Annotated in this window: 15 protein-coding genes; 11 read left to right on the forward strand and 4 right to left on the reverse strand. The window is 37.1% G+C overall.

The window, feature by feature from the left end:
- Nucleotides 1-186: 186 nt before the first annotated feature.
- Together QZV03_RS07225 and QZV03_RS07230 are read left to right on the forward strand one after the other, a co-directional pair.
- Nucleotides 187-3792, forward strand: a complete 3606-nt coding sequence (locus QZV03_RS07225; protein WP_296875358.1) for a right-handed parallel beta-helix repeat-containing protein — start codon at nucleotides 187-189, stop codon at nucleotides 3790-3792.
- A gap of 135 nt (nucleotides 3793-3927) precedes the next feature.
- Complete coding sequence (locus QZV03_RS07230) at nucleotides 3928-4179, forward strand: hypothetical protein (protein WP_296875360.1); 252 nt, start codon at nucleotides 3928-3930, stop codon at nucleotides 4177-4179.
- A 183-nt stretch (nucleotides 4180-4362) separates the two neighbouring features.
- On the opposite strand, the gene QZV03_RS07235 is transcribed toward QZV03_RS07230, so the two are convergent.
- Nucleotides 4363-5754 carry a hypothetical protein gene (locus tag QZV03_RS07235; protein ID WP_296875362.1) on the reverse strand — a complete coding sequence of 464 codons (1392 nt, stop codon included), beginning with the start codon at nucleotides 5752-5754 and terminating at the stop codon, nucleotides 4363-4365.
- 171 nt (nucleotides 5755-5925) lie between these two features.
- Between QZV03_RS07235 and QZV03_RS07240 the strand changes: the two genes are divergently transcribed.
- From QZV03_RS07240 to QZV03_RS07255, 4 genes are all read left to right on the forward strand, one after another.
- Nucleotides 5926-6729 (forward strand): DUF4013 domain-containing protein, encoded by an 804-nt coding sequence (locus QZV03_RS07240; protein WP_296875364.1) that lies wholly within the window; start codon nucleotides 5926-5928, stop codon nucleotides 6727-6729.
- Between the two features lie 445 nt (nucleotides 6730-7174).
- The gene (locus QZV03_RS07245; RefSeq protein ID WP_296875366.1) at nucleotides 7175-7714 is read left to right on the forward strand and encodes a glycosyltransferase family 2 protein; all 540 of its coding nucleotides are present in this window, start codon (nucleotides 7175-7177) and stop codon (nucleotides 7712-7714) included.
- Between the two features lie 172 nt (nucleotides 7715-7886).
- On the forward strand, nucleotides 7887-8315 hold the full coding sequence (locus tag QZV03_RS07250) for a hypothetical protein (protein WP_296875368.1): 429 nt from the start codon (nucleotides 7887-7889) through the stop codon (nucleotides 8313-8315).
- Nucleotides 8316-8319: 4 nt separating this feature from the next.
- Nucleotides 8320-9537, forward strand: coding sequence for a glycosyltransferase family 2 protein (locus QZV03_RS07255; RefSeq protein WP_296875370.1), 1218 nt, complete (start codon nucleotides 8320-8322; stop codon nucleotides 9535-9537).
- 259 nt (nucleotides 9538-9796) lie between these two features.
- Here the strand turns inward: QZV03_RS07255 and QZV03_RS07260 are convergent, their stop codons facing one another.
- On the reverse strand, nucleotides 9797-10705 hold the full coding sequence (locus QZV03_RS07260; RefSeq protein WP_296875372.1) for a hypothetical protein: 909 nt from the start codon (nucleotides 10703-10705) through the stop codon (nucleotides 9797-9799).
- A 239-nt stretch (nucleotides 10706-10944) separates the two neighbouring features.
- On the opposite strand from QZV03_RS07260, the gene QZV03_RS07265 reads away from it, so the two are divergent.
- Nucleotides 10945-11931: a hypothetical protein gene (locus QZV03_RS07265; RefSeq protein WP_296875374.1), complete on the forward strand. Its 987-nt coding sequence runs from the start codon at nucleotides 10945-10947 to the stop codon at nucleotides 11929-11931.
- 78 nt (nucleotides 11932-12009) lie between these two features.
- Here the strand turns inward: QZV03_RS07265 and QZV03_RS07270 are convergent, their stop codons facing one another.
- On the reverse strand, nucleotides 12010-12624 hold the full coding sequence (locus QZV03_RS07270) for a zinc ribbon domain-containing protein (protein ID WP_296875375.1): 615 nt from the start codon (nucleotides 12622-12624) through the stop codon (nucleotides 12010-12012).
- 9 nt (nucleotides 12625-12633) lie between these two features.
- Nucleotides 12634-13284 (reverse strand): zinc ribbon domain-containing protein, encoded by a 651-nt coding sequence (locus QZV03_RS07275; RefSeq protein WP_296875377.1) that lies wholly within the window; start codon nucleotides 13282-13284, stop codon nucleotides 12634-12636.
- 492 nt (nucleotides 13285-13776) lie between these two features.
- Here QZV03_RS07275 and QZV03_RS07280 point away from each other — a divergent pair, with 492 nt between their 5' ends.
- The 4 genes from QZV03_RS07280 to QZV03_RS07295 all read left to right on the forward strand — a co-directional run bounded on the left by QZV03_RS07280 (nucleotide 13777) and on the right by QZV03_RS07295 (nucleotide 19656).
- Complete coding sequence (locus tag QZV03_RS07280; protein WP_296875379.1) at nucleotides 13777-14469, forward strand: hypothetical protein; 693 nt, start codon at nucleotides 13777-13779, stop codon at nucleotides 14467-14469.
- Complete coding sequence (locus QZV03_RS07285) at nucleotides 14466-14882, forward strand: hypothetical protein (protein ID WP_296875380.1); 417 nt, start codon at nucleotides 14466-14468, stop codon at nucleotides 14880-14882. The genes QZV03_RS07280 and QZV03_RS07285 overlap by 4 nt, the downstream gene beginning before the upstream one ends.
- Before the next feature lie 235 nt (nucleotides 14883-15117).
- Nucleotides 15118-18144, forward strand: a complete 3027-nt coding sequence (locus QZV03_RS07290; RefSeq protein ID WP_296875382.1) for a type I restriction endonuclease subunit R — start codon at nucleotides 15118-15120, stop codon at nucleotides 18142-18144.
- 9 nt (nucleotides 18145-18153) lie between these two features.
- Nucleotides 18154-19656 carry a class I SAM-dependent DNA methyltransferase gene (locus QZV03_RS07295; RefSeq protein ID WP_296875384.1) on the forward strand — a complete coding sequence of 501 codons (1503 nt, stop codon included), beginning with the start codon at nucleotides 18154-18156 and terminating at the stop codon, nucleotides 19654-19656.
- Nucleotides 19657-19672 lie beyond the last annotated feature (16 nt).

Genomic DNA, 19672 nt, shown 5'->3' on the forward strand with positions numbered 1-19672 from the left:
TGTATCTTCATTCCATTTTTTTTAAATTCAGATTTGGGGTTTTCATGAATCCATTGCACATAGTATATATTCTTTGAATGATAGAAATCATACTGTATGCCTATTTAATTTTATTGAATTACTATTATTTTTCTTTAAAATTGAATATTGTAAAAGAATAATGTTTTTATATATCGGAGTGTTTATATGAAGGCTAAAAAATCAATAATCATGTTGATGCTTGTTATTTTCCTGTTTAGCCTGACAAGTGTGTGTGCAGGCGAAATGGATGATGCGATGGCAAGTGATGATACAGATCAAATCGTGTTGTCCTCAAACGATGGGATCGCTGAGGATAATCTTAAGACAGGTGATGAAAAAGTGACGTTGGGTGAAAGAGATGACTCAGCAGAATCCGATGTCAGCTTAAAGTCATCCGAGGGTGATGTGTTGTCATCATCAGGGAACTTTGGAGAACTTCAAAAACTGATTGATGATGCTTCAGAAAATAGTGTAATCAATCTTGAACACAATTACACTTATACCGTTGGTACAGACACCATGACTCAAGGAATATTTATATCTAAGAGTTTAACAATCAACGGTAACGGATTTGCAATAAACGCACAGGGCCAGTCAAGAATTTTCAATATTGGAAGTGGCATCACTGTGGCTTTAAACAATATCACATTTATAAACGGATACGTTGACGGCGATGGTGGAGCAGTTTATTTCGGCGGATCAGGTGAAATTCTAAATTGTAATTTTATTAATAACAACGTAACTGGTTTATATGGTAGGGGTGGTGCAGTTGAATTCACTGGTGAGGGTAAAGTAACAAATTGTAATTTCACTAACAACACTGCAGCCTATTATGGTAGTGCAGTTCACTTCTCACAAAATGGTGAAGTGACAAAGTGTAATTTCACCGGTAACAAAGCGATTGGTAATATGATGACTTCTGCTGGTGCAGTTGTCTTCGAAAATGAGGGTAAATTGACAAATTGTACTTTTACTGATAACCGAGCTGGTGATGGGGCTGGTGCTGTTAGGATGGTGGGTTCTGGTACCATTATAAACTGTAATTTTACTAACAACACTGCTCCTAGGAATGGTGGTGCAGTTTACTTCATGAATGATGGTGCTATTATAAATTGTAATTTTATTAACAACACTGCAAAAAATGGTGGTGCAGTTTACTTTGGTAAGTCTGGTAATGTGACAAATTGTAATTTCACTAACAATGGGGTGATTGGTGAGAAAAGTTCCGGTGGAGCAATTTACTTTAATGGTGCAGGAAATGTGACAAATTGTAATTTTACTAAAAACTCTGCATATCAAGGTGGAGCAATTTTCCTTAATGGCGCAGGAAATATGATAAATTCTATTTTCACAGCCAACAGGGCATCTAGAAATGGTGGTGCTATATATGTTGAAGCTCAATTAACCAACAACAATTTTTCATCCCAATTCTATAATAATTATGCAGGACAATGTGGAGGAGCAATATTGTTCCATAATTCAGTTCAAAACAATAGTTTTGATTGCATTTTCAAGGACAATTATGCAGGCTACGGTGGAGCAATGTTTTTCTCCAAGAACGCAAATGCCAATAAGATCAAAGGTGACTTTATAAACAACACTGCAAAATCATGCGGAGGTGCAATGTTTTTCTACAGCACAACCGATAAGAACAACTTCTCAGGTAGTTTCATCAACAACAGTGCTTTAGGTCAACTTGATCCAACATACGGAAACGGTGGGGCAATAACATTCAAGAATGTTTCCACCAATTGTGTTTTCACCTGTGATTTCATTAACAACAGTGCTGTTTTGAACGGTGGAGGTGTAAACTATCGTGAAAGTCCTTCAAACATTACATTCAACAGCAATTTCATAAACAACACTTCTCCTAGTGGTGGAGGGGTCAATTTCTTTAAAACCTTTGAAAATGTGATATTTAACGGTGAATTCATTGGCAATTCTGCAACAAAATACGGTGGTGCAATAGCTGCAGTTGAGGGAATTGTCAGAGATGCTACATTTAAGGATAATGATGCATCATTAGAAGGTGGTGCGATTTACTTTAAAAATTCCGGTAATGTGACTAACTGTAAATTTGAAAATAACTTCGCAGACTTTGGAGGAGCTGTCAGTGCTAACCTGGTCGTTAACGTAGTTGATTGTGATTTCACAGCTAACCATGCATCAGTGGAGGGCGGTGCTCTCTATATGGGTTCAGGTAGTATTGAAAATTCCAATTTCACCAACAACATTGCAAGCAATGGTGAGGGCAGTGGTGACGGTGGTGCTGTTTACATCGACGGCAATGCCACTGTGGTAAATTCCAAATTCACAGGCAATAAAGCTGATGCGGGTTCTGCAATTTACTTCTGGGCTCTCAGGGATTCCAAATACTCAAGGTCCATTTCCCACTCCACATTCCTGAACAACAAGGCAAATATGGATCCTATATCTCCATTTACTTTAACAGTCAATGGAAACAATGTTGAAATCGCTTTCGTTGGTAACGATAATCTTTTAAATGCAATATTTTCCAGATTTAATACTGATGTCAGTGTCACAAACGTTACCTATTGGGGGGCAAAGGGCATTGAAAACACTGGTTCGGCTACCATTGTGCCTGTCATGACATATAATGAAGCCGGTCAGAACGTCACAATTTCCGGTATTGTTAACGGTGAGTCCGTAAATATCAGTGCAATCACCGATGCTGACGGTAAGGTCACTTTGAAGGATGCTTCACAAGATTGCTGGTTAATTGTCAGCCACGATGATGATTCATACTACTCTTCTGGCAAAAAGGTGTTAACAACTATGAAGATTATAGTCGTTGATGGTAATGTTACCGTAAATGTTCCAAGCGATGTCACCGGAAATGTGAGCGTAATCATAAACAATGTGGTTTATCCGGTCGATATTGTTAATGGTACTGGAAGCATTAAGGTTCCATCAATGCCGTCCGGTCCTGTAACCGTAGTTATATCCAACGACTCCAAATACGGTAATTTATCATATGATGTAATTCCAACTGTGCCTGTATCTCTTGACAGCAACAAGAATGTCAATGTATTCTATCTTGAACCTGCAAGCTACAGTGTCCGTGTACTGGTGGATAAAAAACCTGTTTCAGGTATAAAAGTCAAGTTCACAGTTGCGGGCAATACCTACTATGCAAACACTGATGCCAAAGGTATTGCAACTATCAAACTGTCTCTGGCGCCTGGTAAATACACAATAACTGCAACATATTCTGGCAAGACTGTCAAAAACACTGTCACTGTAAAGCAGATCATTTCCGATAAAAAGACAACAACAGTCAAGAAGTCCAAAAAGACAACCTTGATTACAATAACTGTCAAGGGCCATAAGGTAAAGCAGTCCGGCAGTGTCAAGTTCACCTACAAGGGCAAGAACAAGGTTGCGGTCAGCTTCGGCAAGGACATGAAAAAACAGACAGTCACTGTCAAGTTCAAGGGCAAAACCTACAAGGTCAAGGTCAACGCTAAGGGCAAGGGTACTTTGAAACTGGCCAAGAAGGTTGCCAAAAAGCTCAAGAAGGGCAAAAAATACACAAGCAAAGTGACCTACAAGGGACCTAAGCTTTACAAAAAAGCAACACTGACTGTCAAGTTCAATGGCAAAAACTACAAGGTCAAAACCAATGGCAATGGAATTGCAAAGTTCAAGGTAACCAAAAAGATGGTTAAAAAACTCAAGAAGGGTAAAACAGTAGCCTACACAATTACCTACAAAAAGGCAACCCTCAAAAGGTTCGCCAAAATCAAATAGAAGGATTCCATATCCTTCACTTTTTTTCTTTTTTAAACAAAATTCGATTAATGTATAATTTTTTTTACAGCGGTACTTCTGGGAATCGTTTTCGAGTGCATTCTCTTTGCATGGATGTTTGATGCTGAAAAGCTCATGGGTTTTCTCAATGCCCGAAGCAAGACAATCAAGCTCGGCAAGGGTTGGCTTTTAATTGTGAGATTTATTCTGCCGATAGTGGTGGCCATCATATGGATTGGAGGCCTGGGCGATATTATAACCAACGGATCATTTGGCCAGCTGATGGTTACACTCATTTTGGCTGTGATACTTCTTGTATCCTGCCTGATATTTACAGTTCTTCCGGCCAGAAATCCTGACTGGGAGAATATTGAAGAGAGGATTTAATATTAATCGTGTGAAGGTTCAATCCTTCATGCCCATTTTCTTTTTTTAAGCATCAATTAAACGACAGGTTTTAGGTTGACTGTTAATTATTATCGATGACTATTTTTAAAATATTGATGAAGCGTTATTGACGCGTTAAATGCCGTCTGTACAGATAGGATATAATAAAAAAATAAGAGAAGATTAAGGTTGTTTTGACCTGTCGTAAACAAATGTTGCAACGGTAACGACTATGAATGCGCATATTATGATTGCCGCATTTGCAAGGACATCAACCAGGTAACTTCCGGCCTTTGTAAGGAAGTCTATAATCGCGTTAATCAGTGCACCGATCTGATTGATTAAATTGGTGAGGAATGAAATGATTGCATTTATCAAGTCGGTAATCATTCCTATAATCTGGCTTATGAGTCCCATGACGAAGTTTATTATGCTCAGTATCAGTCCGATGATATACTGTATAAGGGATATGATTGTCTGGAGAAGTCCTATGATGAAATTCAGTGCGGACAGGATTAAGTTTAGGAGCTGCTCAATTGAGGTCAGAATAATCGCAAAGAATTTCAGGAATCCTGAAAGTTCCGTCCATATGGTTCCGAGCAATTCTGTAAATCTGTTCAGACCATCTATCAGCTGCTGAATCTGGTCCATAAATCCGTTGAACATGTTTCCTATCCATTCGATACCTCCGGCAAGGGATAGGGCGAAACCTGTAATTGAGTCAATGATAGGTTTCCATGCGTCATAGATTGAATTTAGAACGGAATCAAAATAACCCTGCAGGTCATCAAAGAATGTGCCGTTTGTTTCATTTCCTCCGGTCTGATTTAGGGCTACTGTAGGTATGGTTGTATTGTTTGTAAAGCTTTCCGGACCGCTTTCGTTTGTGTCAGTCTGGTTGATTGGGACAATGATATGGTCAATGGTTCTGAATGATAATGTATATGCAAAATAGTCTGACTCATTTCCTGAAACGGATTTCAAAACTTCAAAATTAAATACTGCTTCAGTCTTGTTGTCCACCATGACGACTGCGGTGTCGCCTATAAATTCACTTGAACTTGCAACCGCTTTTCCTACCTTTGAAGAGGATGATCCGCTTTTTATGAAATCGGACAGTATGTTTCCTACACTTCCGTCCATGTCGTGTCTGTAGCATTCGACTACGGCAAGCTTGAGTGTGTTGGCATTCGGAGCCCTTGAAGCAGAGACATGTTTGAATTCATCGCCACTGCTTGCAGGGGATTTTGAATAGTCAAGTCTGAATCCTCTAAATCCGTCGCTAAATTTGATGTCATTTCCATGTCCTCTAGCCTTGATGTAGTTATGTTTGGATTTATCATCGGTTTTATCTTTGCTGTCCGTTTTATCCTTGTCGGACTTCTTGTCTTTATCCGTATTCTTATCCGCTGCATCGCTCTTGTCTGAAGAATCATCTTTTTTATCCGGAGTGTCTGATGAGCTGTCGTCGGCTCCGGTGTTGGCATCATGTGTGGCATTGTCTGCTACCACAATGCTTAGAAATGAAAATGAAACCAGCATGACAAGTATCAATGTGACTATTTTTTTGTTCATAATCTGCCCCTATACTAATATCTTTTATCACTCCCCATATATTAAGATTATTGTAATTATGCCATATTTTTCAGTGAAAATCAGTATTTGTCACTATCTGTTTAGCAATAAAAATTTTAAATAGTATTATCTAAAAATATATATGTAAATGAGTTAGGTAATGTGATAAAAATGGATTTGCGTGATATTATAAGGGATGCTATAAGATATCCCATTGTTGACAATCGAAAATTTTTAATATTCTGTGCTTTAATTGTTATAATGAGCTTATCATCAATTCTGCCGTCATATGGTGTTAATAATGATACTTTAAACCTCGTTTTAACTCTTATAACTTTAATTGTTTCATTTGTAGTTTTAGGATACTTGATTGAAGTCCTTAAAGGCGGAACCGAGGGTGAGGCCACACTTCCCGATTTGGATTATGTGAAACATTTCATCCTGGGTATCAAGGCGATGATTCTGGAGATAATCTATTTCCTCATACCTCTTGTAATTACAATAGTCGTCGCTTCCGCAAGCGGACTGTTTTCCTCACTCACCACCATGGTAAATGCAGGCGTTAAGGCCATGGAAAAGGGTGCGGAAAATGCCACTGCGATAATGGCCGCAATTCCTAAAGACTCAATTGCCACATTCAACAATGCCCTGACCGTTACCTTGGTCATTGGAATTGTCCTCTTTGTAATATTTTCACTGCTTTCATTTACAGCAATCGTGAGATATGCAAAAACCGGAAGCGGAACTGAAGGTCTGAGATTCAGGGAAATAATCAAGGACATGCGAAAAGTGGGAATCCTGAATATTATAGTTTCACTGATTGTAATTTATATAATTGCAGTGCTTTTGGCACTTGTCATCGTAGTTATCGGACTCATACCTTATATAGGAGTTTTCATAGGCATCTTTGTTGGAGTGCCGTTCATACTCCTGTTCATGTACAGGGCTGTCGGTTTAGCCTATGCTGATGCATAGATTAAACCCTTTTTTTATCTTTTTTTTGTTTTAACTTTATTGTGTAGGAATTTTCCGGCTTCTTCAAGCCGGAGTGGTTCAAAGCAGATAATTAATGAACAAATATGATGGAGTTAATGAGAATATATCATTAAAGTTTTCAGACTGGTGGATAAAATCAAAAGTTTATTAAAAAATTTGATTAAAAATTATTTTTTTCCTATTTTTTCAAATAATCGTTAAATTCAATGATTTTTCTTTAATCGGAGAAATAATTGTTTTTATAAAAATTTAAATATAATATAAGTCATAAATAATGTATGGGTTATAATTAAGGGTGTAAATTATATTTTACCGTTAATTTTTAATTAAAAATATAAATTTCTTGCATGAAATTTATCAAATTTCCATAATTGATATTAAATAAATTAATTTAATAATGCTAATTGACAGGGTTTGAGTGAAAATGGTTAAGGTCTCAGTTGTAATTCCAGTTTATAATGTTGAAAACTATCTTGAAGAATGTCTGGACAGCATTATTAATCAAACATTGAAGGATATTGAGATTATTTGTATTAATGATGGTTCAACAGATGCTTCAATTGATATACTGGAAAAATATGCAAAAGCGGATTCAAGAATACAAATTTTTAATCAGAATAACTCCGGTCTTTCAGCAGCAAGAAATCGGGGTATAGAACTATCTAAAGGGGAATTTGTTTATTTTATTGATTCCGATGGTTATCTGGATTTAAATGCATTAAAAGAATTGTATGATCTTTCTGTTAAATATGATCCGGATTTTATCATTTTCAAATTAATAAATTTTGATGATGGTACTGATGAATTTTATGAATCAGATTATTATGAAATGGATTGTTTGAAAGATTATAAAAATAAGTTATTTAATTATAGGGATGTTGGGGACAAGATTGCTGATGTTGCAGTAACTGCTCAGGGCAAATTCTTTAAAAAAGAAGTTATTTCAGATATCAGATTTTCCTGAAGGATTAATTTTTGAGGATAATCTGTTTTTTTGGAAGGCTTTATTAAAATCCGAAAAAATATTTTATTTAGATAAATATTTATATTATCATCGTGTTTGTCAAAATTCCATAACCACTACCTACACAATAAAATTTGCAGACAGTATTCAAATTATTAATAAAATCATAGATTTGCTAAAGGAAAACAGTGTTTATAACATTTTTAAAAGGGAATTCATTGAAAAGAAAATGAGGAGTGCTCATTCAAGATTTGAGGCGGTACGCGAAGAGGATAAAAAAGAATTTTATAAGCTGCTTAAAGACGATTTTCAAAAGCATATTGATGAATATGAACATGATGATGTTTTTATTAATGAGGTTAGTTTCAGGTCGAAATTGATTTTTAATACATTGCTAGAGTCAAGAAGCTATAAAGAATTTTTATATGCTGTTAAGATTTATGATTCAAAAAAGCGGATTTCCTATTTTGAAAAAGAAAACTCAAACCGGGATAAGGAAATAGATTATTTGAGGAAATCTAATAATGAAATTCTCAATTCGAAAGGTTGGAGATATACCCGAATTTTTAGAATGCCCAGGATTTGGTTAAAGTCTAGGTGAGTTTATGGTGAAAATTTCAGTGATAATGCCGGTTTTTAATGATGAAGATTATTTAAAGGAATCAATTGAAAGTGTTGATGCACAAACCTTTAAAGATTTGGAATTGATCTGTGTTAATGACGGTTCAACCGATTCCTCTCTAGATATCTTAAATGAATTTTCATTAAAACATGATTTCATTAAGGTTTACTCTCAAGAAAATAATGGGTCTGGAAGTGCTAGAAATAATGGATTAAATCATGCAACAGGAGAATACATTGCATTTTTAGATTCTGATGATTTATATGTTGATAAACATGCATTGGAAATAATGTATGATGTGGCTGTGAAAAATAATGCGGATATGGTTAGCGCCAATCTGGTTAATATTAATCCTCAACGTGAAATAACAAATAAAAATCCTAATTGTGAAAACAAATACATTTGTTTTGATGAGTACTGTAATATTCGTCCTGATGAATATGGAATTCCATGGTCATTTTATAAAAACTTATTTAAACGGGATGTCATTGAAGAGAATAATATAAGATTTCCCGATTTATTAAGAGGTCAGGATCCGGTTTTTTTTGCTGAATTTTTATCAAAAATTGATGTTATTTATGGGGTTCCCGTTGTGTTGTATGGTTATATGGCTCCGGAACCTGGTAAAAATCGGATTAATACGACCATTAAAAAACGACATTATATGATTCATTATAAGAAAACTTTTGAAATTTTAGAATCCAACGGATTAAATTCCATTCTTGACGCTTATAAGTTGAATCTGATTAACCGTCTGGATAATTTTAATTCAAATAATGATGTTGAGGCCTATACCATTTTCACTGAAATTTTTGGCAGGAAACCTGATATTTTAAAGGAATATAAAAAGGATTTGGAGTTTTTTTATATTTCAAACGTTTTTCATACTTTATTAATAAACGATGATGAAACTTATTTTAATTCCGTAAAAAAAGAGTTGGACGACTGTGAGTTATGGAATAATAACAGATTTTCTAATGAGGAATTGAGAAAAATTATTTTACTTTATGCATGTAATTCCTATGATGACTTTAAAGGGGAATATTTGGAAATTGAATTTCATGCGATGGATAAGAAGGTAAAAAGATTGTATGGGGAAAATAAAGAACTTGAACGAAAGGTCGAGGATTTAAAAAAGATCGATTATGATATTCATGATTCAAATAGTATTAAACTCATTAATCTGTTAAAATTTGGATAAACTGGCAGTTTCAAGGAATTTTTTTATATTGATCAATTAAAGGTATTAGCCATTGTATTGGGGTTATTTTTTGATTTTAAGATGTAAGTGCCTACTTGCACATTAAAATCAGTAAAAAAGATTATTATTGGTTTAAATTGTAAAATAAATTGTTTAATTTTAAAAAATAAAAAAAATGGGGAGGGTTTCAATTCTCCCTTTGAGGTAATTTTCACTTTTTCATGCTTTCAAGGACCGCTAGGTTGCAGTGACTTGTTCTTTATCTGATGCGTTCATAATGAGGGGATTTGTATCTGATTTTGATTTTATTAACCGGAGCCATGTTGTAGTAATAGACGACCATTTGAACTCCATTGTAGTCGCTGCTTTCCTCCCAGGTGTTGTCCCAGTACCATTTTCCGTTAGGATACTTTGAGTGAAGTTTTGTTGAAATTGGAATAATGGTTCTTGTTTTCTTGTTTCCGGCTGCAATAATGATGCCGTGTGTGTCCTCCTCCACTGCATCGTTGGTAATCACCGCAATGGATCCACGGTTGTATTGATGCTGTCCTGATTTGAAAGGCACTGTTACATACCTGTAGTTCTTGTGCCTGTATTTTTTAACAATGGATTTTTTATTGGAAGTTACTTTGAAACTGGTGGAACTTGCCTTATATGTCTTGGATCCTGCAAACTGGACGGTACATGTACGTATTGTTTTAAAAACTTTTTTAACGGTCAATATGCTTCCTTTTTTGCTTTTAATTGTTTTGAAATATTTCGCCTTAGGAAGCTTAACAGTTATGCTGGCCTTTCCATTATTATCGGTCTTGGTTTTGTATGTCTTTCCACTAAATTTAAAGGTCACTTTGGAATTTTTTATCGCCTTGCCGTCTGTCTGTTTGACAAAAGCAGTCAATTTAACTTTTTTCCCTTGCTTGCCACTTACAGGCTTGCCTTTAATCTTTGTTTGTTTTTTTAAAACAGGGGTTGGGGTTGTTTTTGTGTCGTCTTCATTGACTGCAGTTGTATCATTGGCTGATGAGACATCCGTTTCGCCGGTTATTTCATTGGTGTTTGAATCGGTGCTGAGCGTATCATTGATATCATCACTGGCTGAAACGGCTCCGATCAACAAAAATAGAAGTAGCATGAAAAATATTCCTATTTTTAAGTTAGTCTTGTTCATTTATATCTCTCCCATTGACAATAATCTGGGGTATTGCCGTTGATTAAATATTTAATGTTACTTGCTTATAATCTTTTTAATCACAAATTGTACGTGGGGAAGTTGCTAATTTTTCTTGACAGCTGGGATTTTCGGCCTGTAAAAAATAAATTTCGCTAATCATTAATACAACTTGGGCACAATATACTATTATGAAGACTAGATATCTGCTTATAATGGGGTTTCTGTTTTTTCTTCTGATGGCTTCGGTAAGTGCCCAGGACAACCAGACTGCACTTTCTGTAAGTGAAGATACTCCACTTGAAAAAACAGACGATGAGGTTTTAGAAAAGACCTATTACTATGAGGACGGCGAGGAGTATGAGGATGACACCGTCGTAACCCGTAATGTGGTCAAGTACTATGGGGATAAGGATACCAAGTTCAAGGTAACGGTATATGACGACGACTACTATCCTTTGGAGGGGGTCTATGTGTCATTCGGAAAGTTTGGAGGAAAATATAAGGAAAGGACAACTAATTCATATGGTAATGTGTATTTCCCGATCAACTACAAGGTGGGAAGCCATGAGGTTGAAACATACATCGAAAGCGATGACGGCAGCGGCTACTGGAGCGCCTACAATACCGTCAAGGTGAAATCAACCATCAAAACAGGTAAGCTTGTTAAGTACTCCAATGAGAAAAACAAGAAATTCAAGTTCAAGTTTGTCGATTCCAAGGGAAAAAGCCTTGTAAAGACACAGGTCAAGTTCAAGATTAAGGGCAAGACATATAAGCTTCGTACTGATTCGGAGGGTTACATCAAGCTCAAGCTGAATCTGGGTTGGGGCAAGCACAGGATTATCGCCTACAATCCAAAAAGCAAGGAGACACGCAAGTTTTCTGTTGTGATTTTGAAAAAGGGACTTCATAGGGTAAATATCCGGATTGACGATCCTACATACCTGTTTCCCACCAAACGGCTTAAAAACGGTGATGTGTTATGTTCTGTATATTCAACCAGGAATATGCAGTATGATAAGGGAGTCTATGTCCATATGGAATATGATTATAAGCACACAAAGGTTGTGAAGGCAAAGTTCTACTTTAAAAGCAAATCAACAGGCAAGGTGATTACAAGGACCTCAACCGATGCGAAAAACAGTGCAATCAAGGTAAATATGATTAACGGATACTCACCTTACAAGGCTATGGTTTGGTATAAGGATAGAATCAAGGTGTAATTTGAAATCTGATTTTAGCAAAATCCGTTGCCATGATCTAAAAAAAGATTGTGGTGATGGTTTTTTTTAAACGGTTACTCATTGGGGTATGTCTATCTGGTTTAGGAGATTTTCTTCGGAAACCATTATATAAACATTTTGTTTGCCCTCATTATATGAAAATGCGGCTCCTCCATCTTCAAATCTGTTCAGATACCCGTCCCGGTCATATCTTGTTTCTTTGGTACCTCCAAGGCTTGCTATTAGGACGTCTCCGTCATCGTTGCTTGAAATCGGCACAATCATGACCTGGATATATTTTCCGTCAGGGGTGTCCCAGTACTTGTTGACCTCGGATAATGTCTCATTGTCGCTTTTTGCATTATTCAATTTGAAATCCGCAGGTATGCGAAGTATGATGTCTTCAACACTCACTGACTGCTTTTCAACGGTATGATTGACAATTGCCTGGCCCACAAAAAGTGTAACAATCACAACGATAATCACAACAGGTATTATGAGCAGTTTCCTGTTTTTGAGAACGCTTTCCTTTTCAGTCAGTCTCCATCCGCAGCTTTCACAGAAGTTTTCACTTCCCTCTATGTTTTCTCCGCAGTTCGGGCACAGGTGACTGTTTATTCTATTTCCGCATTTGGAGCAGAATTGGGCATTCTCCTTAAGTTTCGCACCGCATTCAGTACAGTATTCATCCATAAAATCCCTCTAATCTATGCTGTATGTTGAACTTATCTCAACTGAATTCAACATCTTTTTCATAACTTCCTCGTTTCCTCCGATTATGTCGACTTTTATTCCTCCGACCTCACGAATCATGTAAAGGCCGTCTTCACCATTGGTGGCCCTGTAGATGGTGATGTCCCCATCCTGCCTGTCAAGTGTAAAGGATGACGGTGCGCCTTTGCCGATTGTTGTTGAAAATGTAATCGAGAATGCGTCATGGGCATATTTCCCGGTATTCTTGTACATTATGAATCCTCCGACACCATAATCCGGCAGGCTATTGCTCTCAACAAAGTCGGACCCGACAGGAACAAGCATGCTGATTCCTCCGAAATCCTTGGTTCCAAGAGGCACATCGCTGCCTGTAAGTGCTCCGCTTAAAAGCAATCCCACAAGAGCTATTATAACAATACCTAAGGCGACAATTATTATCTTGTGCTCTTTTTTGAGTGAAGCGGTTTTGGGCTTGAGACGTTTCCCGCATTTGCTGCAGAATTCCTCATCAGCATCAATTTCGCTTCTGCATTCCGGACAGAATAAATCTGTATCATTTTCTAGACTTTCTCCACATTCCGGACAGAACTTGGCTTTGTTTTTAATCTTTGTGCCACAATTTGTACAGTATTCGTCCATCAGTTCACCTCTAGATGAATATATATTAGTAATACTTTATATCTTTTTAATCACAAATTGCATATGGTGTGGTTTGCATCGCAGCATCGGGGAATACATTTCCAATTTCGTTAACAATTAATACAACTTGCATACAATATAATAATTATGAAGGTGAGATATCTGCTTATAATGGGGGTTCTGTTTTTTCTTCTGATGGCTTCAGTAAGTGCCCGGGACAACCAGACTTCACTTTCTGTGGGTGAAGATACTCCACTTGAAAAAACGGACGATGAGGTTTTAGAAAAGACCTACTACTATGAGGACGGCGTCAGACAGTATGAGGATGATGTCGTTGTCACCCGTGACGTGGTCAAGTACTACGGGGACAGGGATACCAGGTTCAAGGTAACGGTATATGATGATGACTACAATTCCCTGAAGGGAGTCCAGGTATCATTCGGCCAGTGGTGCGGAAAGTACAGGGAAAAGCCAACCAATTCATATGGCAACGTGTATTTCCCGATCAACTACAAGGTGGGAAGCCATGAGGTTGAAACATACATCGAAAGCGATGACGGCAGGGGCTTCTGGAGCGCCTACAATACCGTCAAGGTAAAGTCAACCATCATGAAAAGCGAAAAGCTTGTTAAGTACTCCAATGAGAAAAGCAAAAAGTTCAAGTTCAAGTTTGTCGACTCCAAGGGAAAAAGTCTTGTAAAGAAAATGGTCACCTTCAAAATCAAGGGCAAGAACTATAGGCTCAGGACCGATTCTGAAGGTTACGTCAAGCTCAAGCTGAATCTGGGTTGGGGCAAGCACAGAATTACCGCCTACAATCCCAAAATCAAGGAGACACGCAAGTTTTCCGTTGTGATTTTGAAAAGGGGTCTTCATAAGGTTAAAATCAGGATTGACGATCCGACAGACGAGTTTCCTCACAAGAGGCTTAAAAACGGAGACCACCTCTATTCGATATATGTGACCAAGGACGCACAGTACAAGAATGGGGTATATGCTGAGTTGGGCTATGATTTTGCTCACACAAAGCTTGTGAAGGCAAAGTTCTACTTCAAGAATAAGGCAACCGGCAAGGTGATTACAAAGACCTCAAGCAAGGTGGATTACGGCACGTGGATTAAGGTAAAGGCTGTTAAGGGATACTCACCTTACAGGGCCACAGTTTGGTACAGGGATGTGAAATGATGAGGAAAGTATTAATAGTATTATTGTTTTTGATGTCATTGGGTGTGGTCAGTGCGGTTGCGCCCTTCGGTGTTTCTGATGTTAGCTTTGATGTTGTGAATGTAAGTGACGGTGAGCATTTTAAGGATAAGGCAACTGAATTGGCTGGCGGGGATTCTGTTATCTGTTTTGCCGAGCACAGGGACAACGTGCAGTACTCAAAAGGTGTCCACATAGTCCACTGGTATGTGGGGGATGGCGAGGAGGATATTGATCCTCACCATACGGTGATTCTCAAGGAGATTGTGTTTTATCGGGACGGAAATGGTAATGTGATAAACCAGACACAGACTCTTGATAAGGGTTTTGAGGCCTTTCCATTGATTGACGGTTACACTCCTTTCAAGGCACAGGTGTTTTTTAAGGAGTTTTGATGGGATTTGTGTTAAATACACATTTCCTCATTGATATTGTTTCACATATAGAATGTAATTCTTATGGATTACTTGGCAATGATGCTATATGAATATGGTTTAATAGTATTTTTATTAAATCTTCATTTCTTCTTTTTTTAGGTTAAATTCTCGTTTATGGATTAAATTTAATATATGCCTGTTATAAAATTATTATTAAATGAATATTGTCATTAACTTGTAATATTGTTTGGAGTTGGTTAATATTTCAATTTATAATGAAGAAGCATATGAAAAATCCATTATGGAATTGTTTCAAGACTTAGGCTATACTTATTATTATGGTCCGGAAGTTGACAGGGACTATAAAAATCCATTATTTGTGCCTGATTTGGATAATTTGTATAGGATCAACAGATCATTGGACAGAAATGCTGTTGATAAGGCCATTGAAACCATTCAAGATTTTGGCATTGGTTCTCTTGAAGATAAAAACAATAAGTTCATGGAATATCTTCAAAATGGAATCAATGTAACCTATTGGAGTGACGGAAAGGAGGAATCCACTCATGTCAGGCTGGTTGATTATGATAATATGGACAACAATCTTTTTACAGTCATCAACCAGTGGACAGTTGTTGATCTGGAAATGAAAATTCCAGATGTTGTTGTATTCATTAATGGTTTTCCATTAGTGGTTTGTGAGTTGAAATCTCCATCAAGAGAAGATACGGACACATCTGAGGCATACACTCAATTGAAAAAATACATGCAGGTAATCCCTGTACTTTTCAACTATAACGCATTCTGTGTAATGAGTGACATGTCCCTTTCAAAGGCGGGAACCATTACTGCTAATGAGGACAGGTTCATGGAATGGAAAACAACTGATGGAAGCTATGAGTCAACACAATGGGCTGATTTCACAACATTTTTTGAAGGAATTTTTGAAAAAAACAGATTTGTAGATATTTTGAGGAATTTCATCACATTTTCAAATGATTCAACAAATAAGGTTAAGATTTTAGGTGCATACCATCAATACTTCGCTGTTAACAAGGCTGTTGAGTCAACTGTCAAGGCAATCAACAGTGACCATAAGGCAGGAGTGTTCTGGCACACTCAGGGAAGTGGTAAGAGTCTGTCCATGGTATTTTATGTAAACAAGCTCCAGCAAAGACTTGAAAGTCCGACATTTGTTGTAATAACTGACCGTAATGACTTGGATGATCAGCTATATTCCCAATTTGCCAAGTGCAGTGACTTTTTAAGGCAAACTCCAAAACAAGCAACAAGTATGAAAAACCTAAAGGAACTGCTAAATGACAGAAAAGCCAATGGAATATTCTTCACAACCATGCAAAAGTTCGATGATTATGATGAATCATTAACTGACAGGAGTGATGTCATTGTAATATCTGATGAGGCACACAGAAGCCAGTATGGTCTTGAGGAAAAAGTTGACCCTGAAACTGGTGAAGTCAAGATTGGGGCGGCAAGAAAAATCCGTAATGCGCTTCCAAATGCAACCTACATCGGTTTTACAGGAACACCAATCTCCAAATCAGATAGAAGCACTCGGGAAGTGTTTGGAAATTACATTGACATTTATGACATGACACAGTCAGTAGAGGATGGAGCGACAGTACCTATAAGTTATGAAAGTCGTATTGCTGAAATTGGCCTTGATGAAACAGTTCTCGACCAAATCGATCAAAAATATTGGGAGTTAAGGGAAGAAGCAGAGGAACATAATATTGAAAGAAGTAAAAGGGAACTCAGTAGAATGGAATCCTTGCTTGGAGCTCCAGAAATAATTTCTGATATCTGTCAGGATATTGTTAATCACTATGAAGATAATCGTGCACAGGAACTGACCGGTAAGGCAATGATTGTTGCATATTCAAGGTCAATCGCCATTAAGATGTATGAGAAGATATTGGAGCTTCGTCCTAATTGGGATGAAAAAGTGAAAGTGGTAATGAGTGGTTCCAATAAGGACCCTGAGGAATGGCATGACATTATTGGGGATAAATCATATAAAAAACAGCTTGAAAACAAGTTTAAGGATGATGAAGATCCAATGAAAATAGCTATTGTAGTTGATATGTGGCTTACAGGATTTGACGTGCCTTCTCTTGCAACAATGTATATATACAAGCCAATGCAGGGCCACAACTTAATGCAAGCCATTGCTCGTGTCAACAGGGTGTTCAAGGATAAGGAAGGTGGGCTTGTAGTTGACTATATTGGAATAGCATCAGACCTTAAAAAGGCGATGAGTGAATACACAGAAAGGGACAACAAGAACTACGGTGATATGAATGTTGACAAGATCGCGTATCCTAATTTCCAGGAAAAACTTGAAATATGTCAGGACTTATTCCATGGATTTGACTATTCCAAATTCTTTGGCGACAGTGATTTGGAAAGATCAAAAGTCATATCCAATGGTGTAAACTTCATGGAAGACTTGTCCCGTGAAGAAACTAAAAAATCATACCTGAAAGAAGCGTTGCTATTGAAAAAATGGCTTTCATTATGCAGAAGCAGAGCAACAGAAAAGGAAAGATTTGAAGCGGCATTCTTTGAAGCCGTCAGAACAGTTCTTGTTAAGGTATCCTCAGATAAGAAATTGTCAATTCATGAAATTAACGCTCAAATTACAAAACTCCTCAACCAGTCAATTAAAAGCACAGGTGTAATCAATGTAATCAATGTCAGTGATGAGGTGTCATTGTTTGATCCTGAATTTTTAGATAAGGTTCGTGCAATGGAATCGTCCAATTTAACAATTTCCCTTTTGGAAAAATTGCTTAGCGATCAAGTAAAAGGTTATACTCGTACCAATATTGTCAAATCAGAGGAATTCTCGGAGCTTTTGAAACAAACCATGAACAGTTATGTTAATGGTCACATCACAAATGATGAAGTGATTGAGGAATTGATGAGAATCGCACAACTTCTGCGTGATGCACACAATGAGGGAGAAGAATTGGGATTGACAGAAGAGGAACTGGCATTTTACAATGTAATTGCACTTCCGGAAAACATTCACGAGTTCTATGACGATGAAACCTTGATTAAGATCACTCAGGAATTGACGGAGTCATTAAGAAGAAACAGAACTATTGATTGGCAGAAAAAGGAATCTGCAAGAGCTAACATGAGAAGAACAGTTAAGAGACTGCTTAAAAAATATGATTATCCTCCAAGTGAAATGAAATTTGCCTTGGAAAAGGTTATAGCACAATGTGAATTATGGGTAGATGAATCAGCATAGGTGAATAAAATGGCAAAAGACAACAGTAGTGAAATAGGATTTGAAAAGCAAATTTGGGATGCGGCAGATGAACTGAGAGGTTCAATGGATGCGGCAGAATACAAGCATGTGGTATTAGGATTAATTTTCCTAAAATACTTATCTGATAAATTTGAAGAAAGATATCAGGAACTGGTCGAGGAAGGAGATGGATTTGAAGAAGATATAGATGAATACACTGCAAAGAATATTTTCTTTGTTCCTCCTGAAGCTCGTTGGGAAGTAATTGCTAAAAAAGCAAATACTGCAGAAAACGGTAAGGCAATTGACAATGCAATGAAAGCTATTGAAGACAATAACAAGTCACTTAAGGGAATATTACCTAAAAACTTCTCAAGACCAGAACTCGATAAAAAGAAACTCGGTGCTGTAATTGACATATTCACAAATGTTCAAATGTCCGATAAGGGAGACAAAAAGGATATTTTGGGCCGTACTTATGAGTACTGTTTAAGTATGTTCGCTGAAACTGAAGGTAAAAAGGCAGGGGAGTTCTATACTCCTGCATGTGTAGTTAAAACATTGGTTTCAGTACTAAAACCATATGATGGAAGGGTTTACGACCCATGCTGTGGATCTGGAGGAATGTTCGTTCAATCTAAAAACTTCATAGAAAACCATGCTGGAAACATTAATAATCTATCTATATATGGGCAGGAATCAAATCCTACAACTTGGAAAATGGCTAAAATGAACCTGGCTATTCGTGGACTTGAAGCAGATCTTGGAAAACATCAGGAAGACACGTTCTTAAATGATTTGCACCCAACATTAAAAGCAGACTATGTAATGGCAAATCCTCCATTCAACCTTAAAAAATGGGGGCAGGAACAACTGCAGGATGATGTGAGATGGAAATATGGAATTCCTCCAAAAGGAAATGCGAACTTCGCATGGATGCAGCACATGATTCATCACTTATCTCCAAAAGGAAAAATAGGACTTGTATTGGCTAACGGATCATTATCATCTACAACATCAGGTGAAGGAAAAATAAGACAGGCCATTGTGGAGGATGACCTTGTGGAATGTATTATAGCATTGCCAACACAATTGTTTTATACAACAGGAATTCCGGTTTGCTTATGGTTCCTTAATCGTGACAAAAAACAAAAAGGCAAGACATTGTTCATTGATGCTCGTGAAATGGGAACAATGGTCTCAAGGAAACTCCGTGAACTGACTGATGAGGATATTGATTTGATTGCAGAAACATTCACTGATTTTGAACAAGGAGTATTGGAAGATGAAAAAGGATTCTGCAAAGTCAGTGACTTGGAAGAAATCAAGAAACATGATTTTATCCTGACTCCTGGACGATATGTTGGATTTAAACCGGAAGAAGATGATGGAATACCATTTGAGGAAAAAATGAAAACATTGACCTCTGAACTTGATGAATTATTTAAGGAGTCTAATGAACTTGAAGGAAAAATCCGTCAAAGTTTAAAGGAGATTGGTTTTGAATTCTAGATTTGAATTTAGAATT

The organism is uncultured Methanobrevibacter sp. (assembly GCF_902788255.1).
Classification (GTDB): domain Archaea; phylum Methanobacteriota; class Methanobacteria; order Methanobacteriales; family Methanobacteriaceae; genus Methanocatella.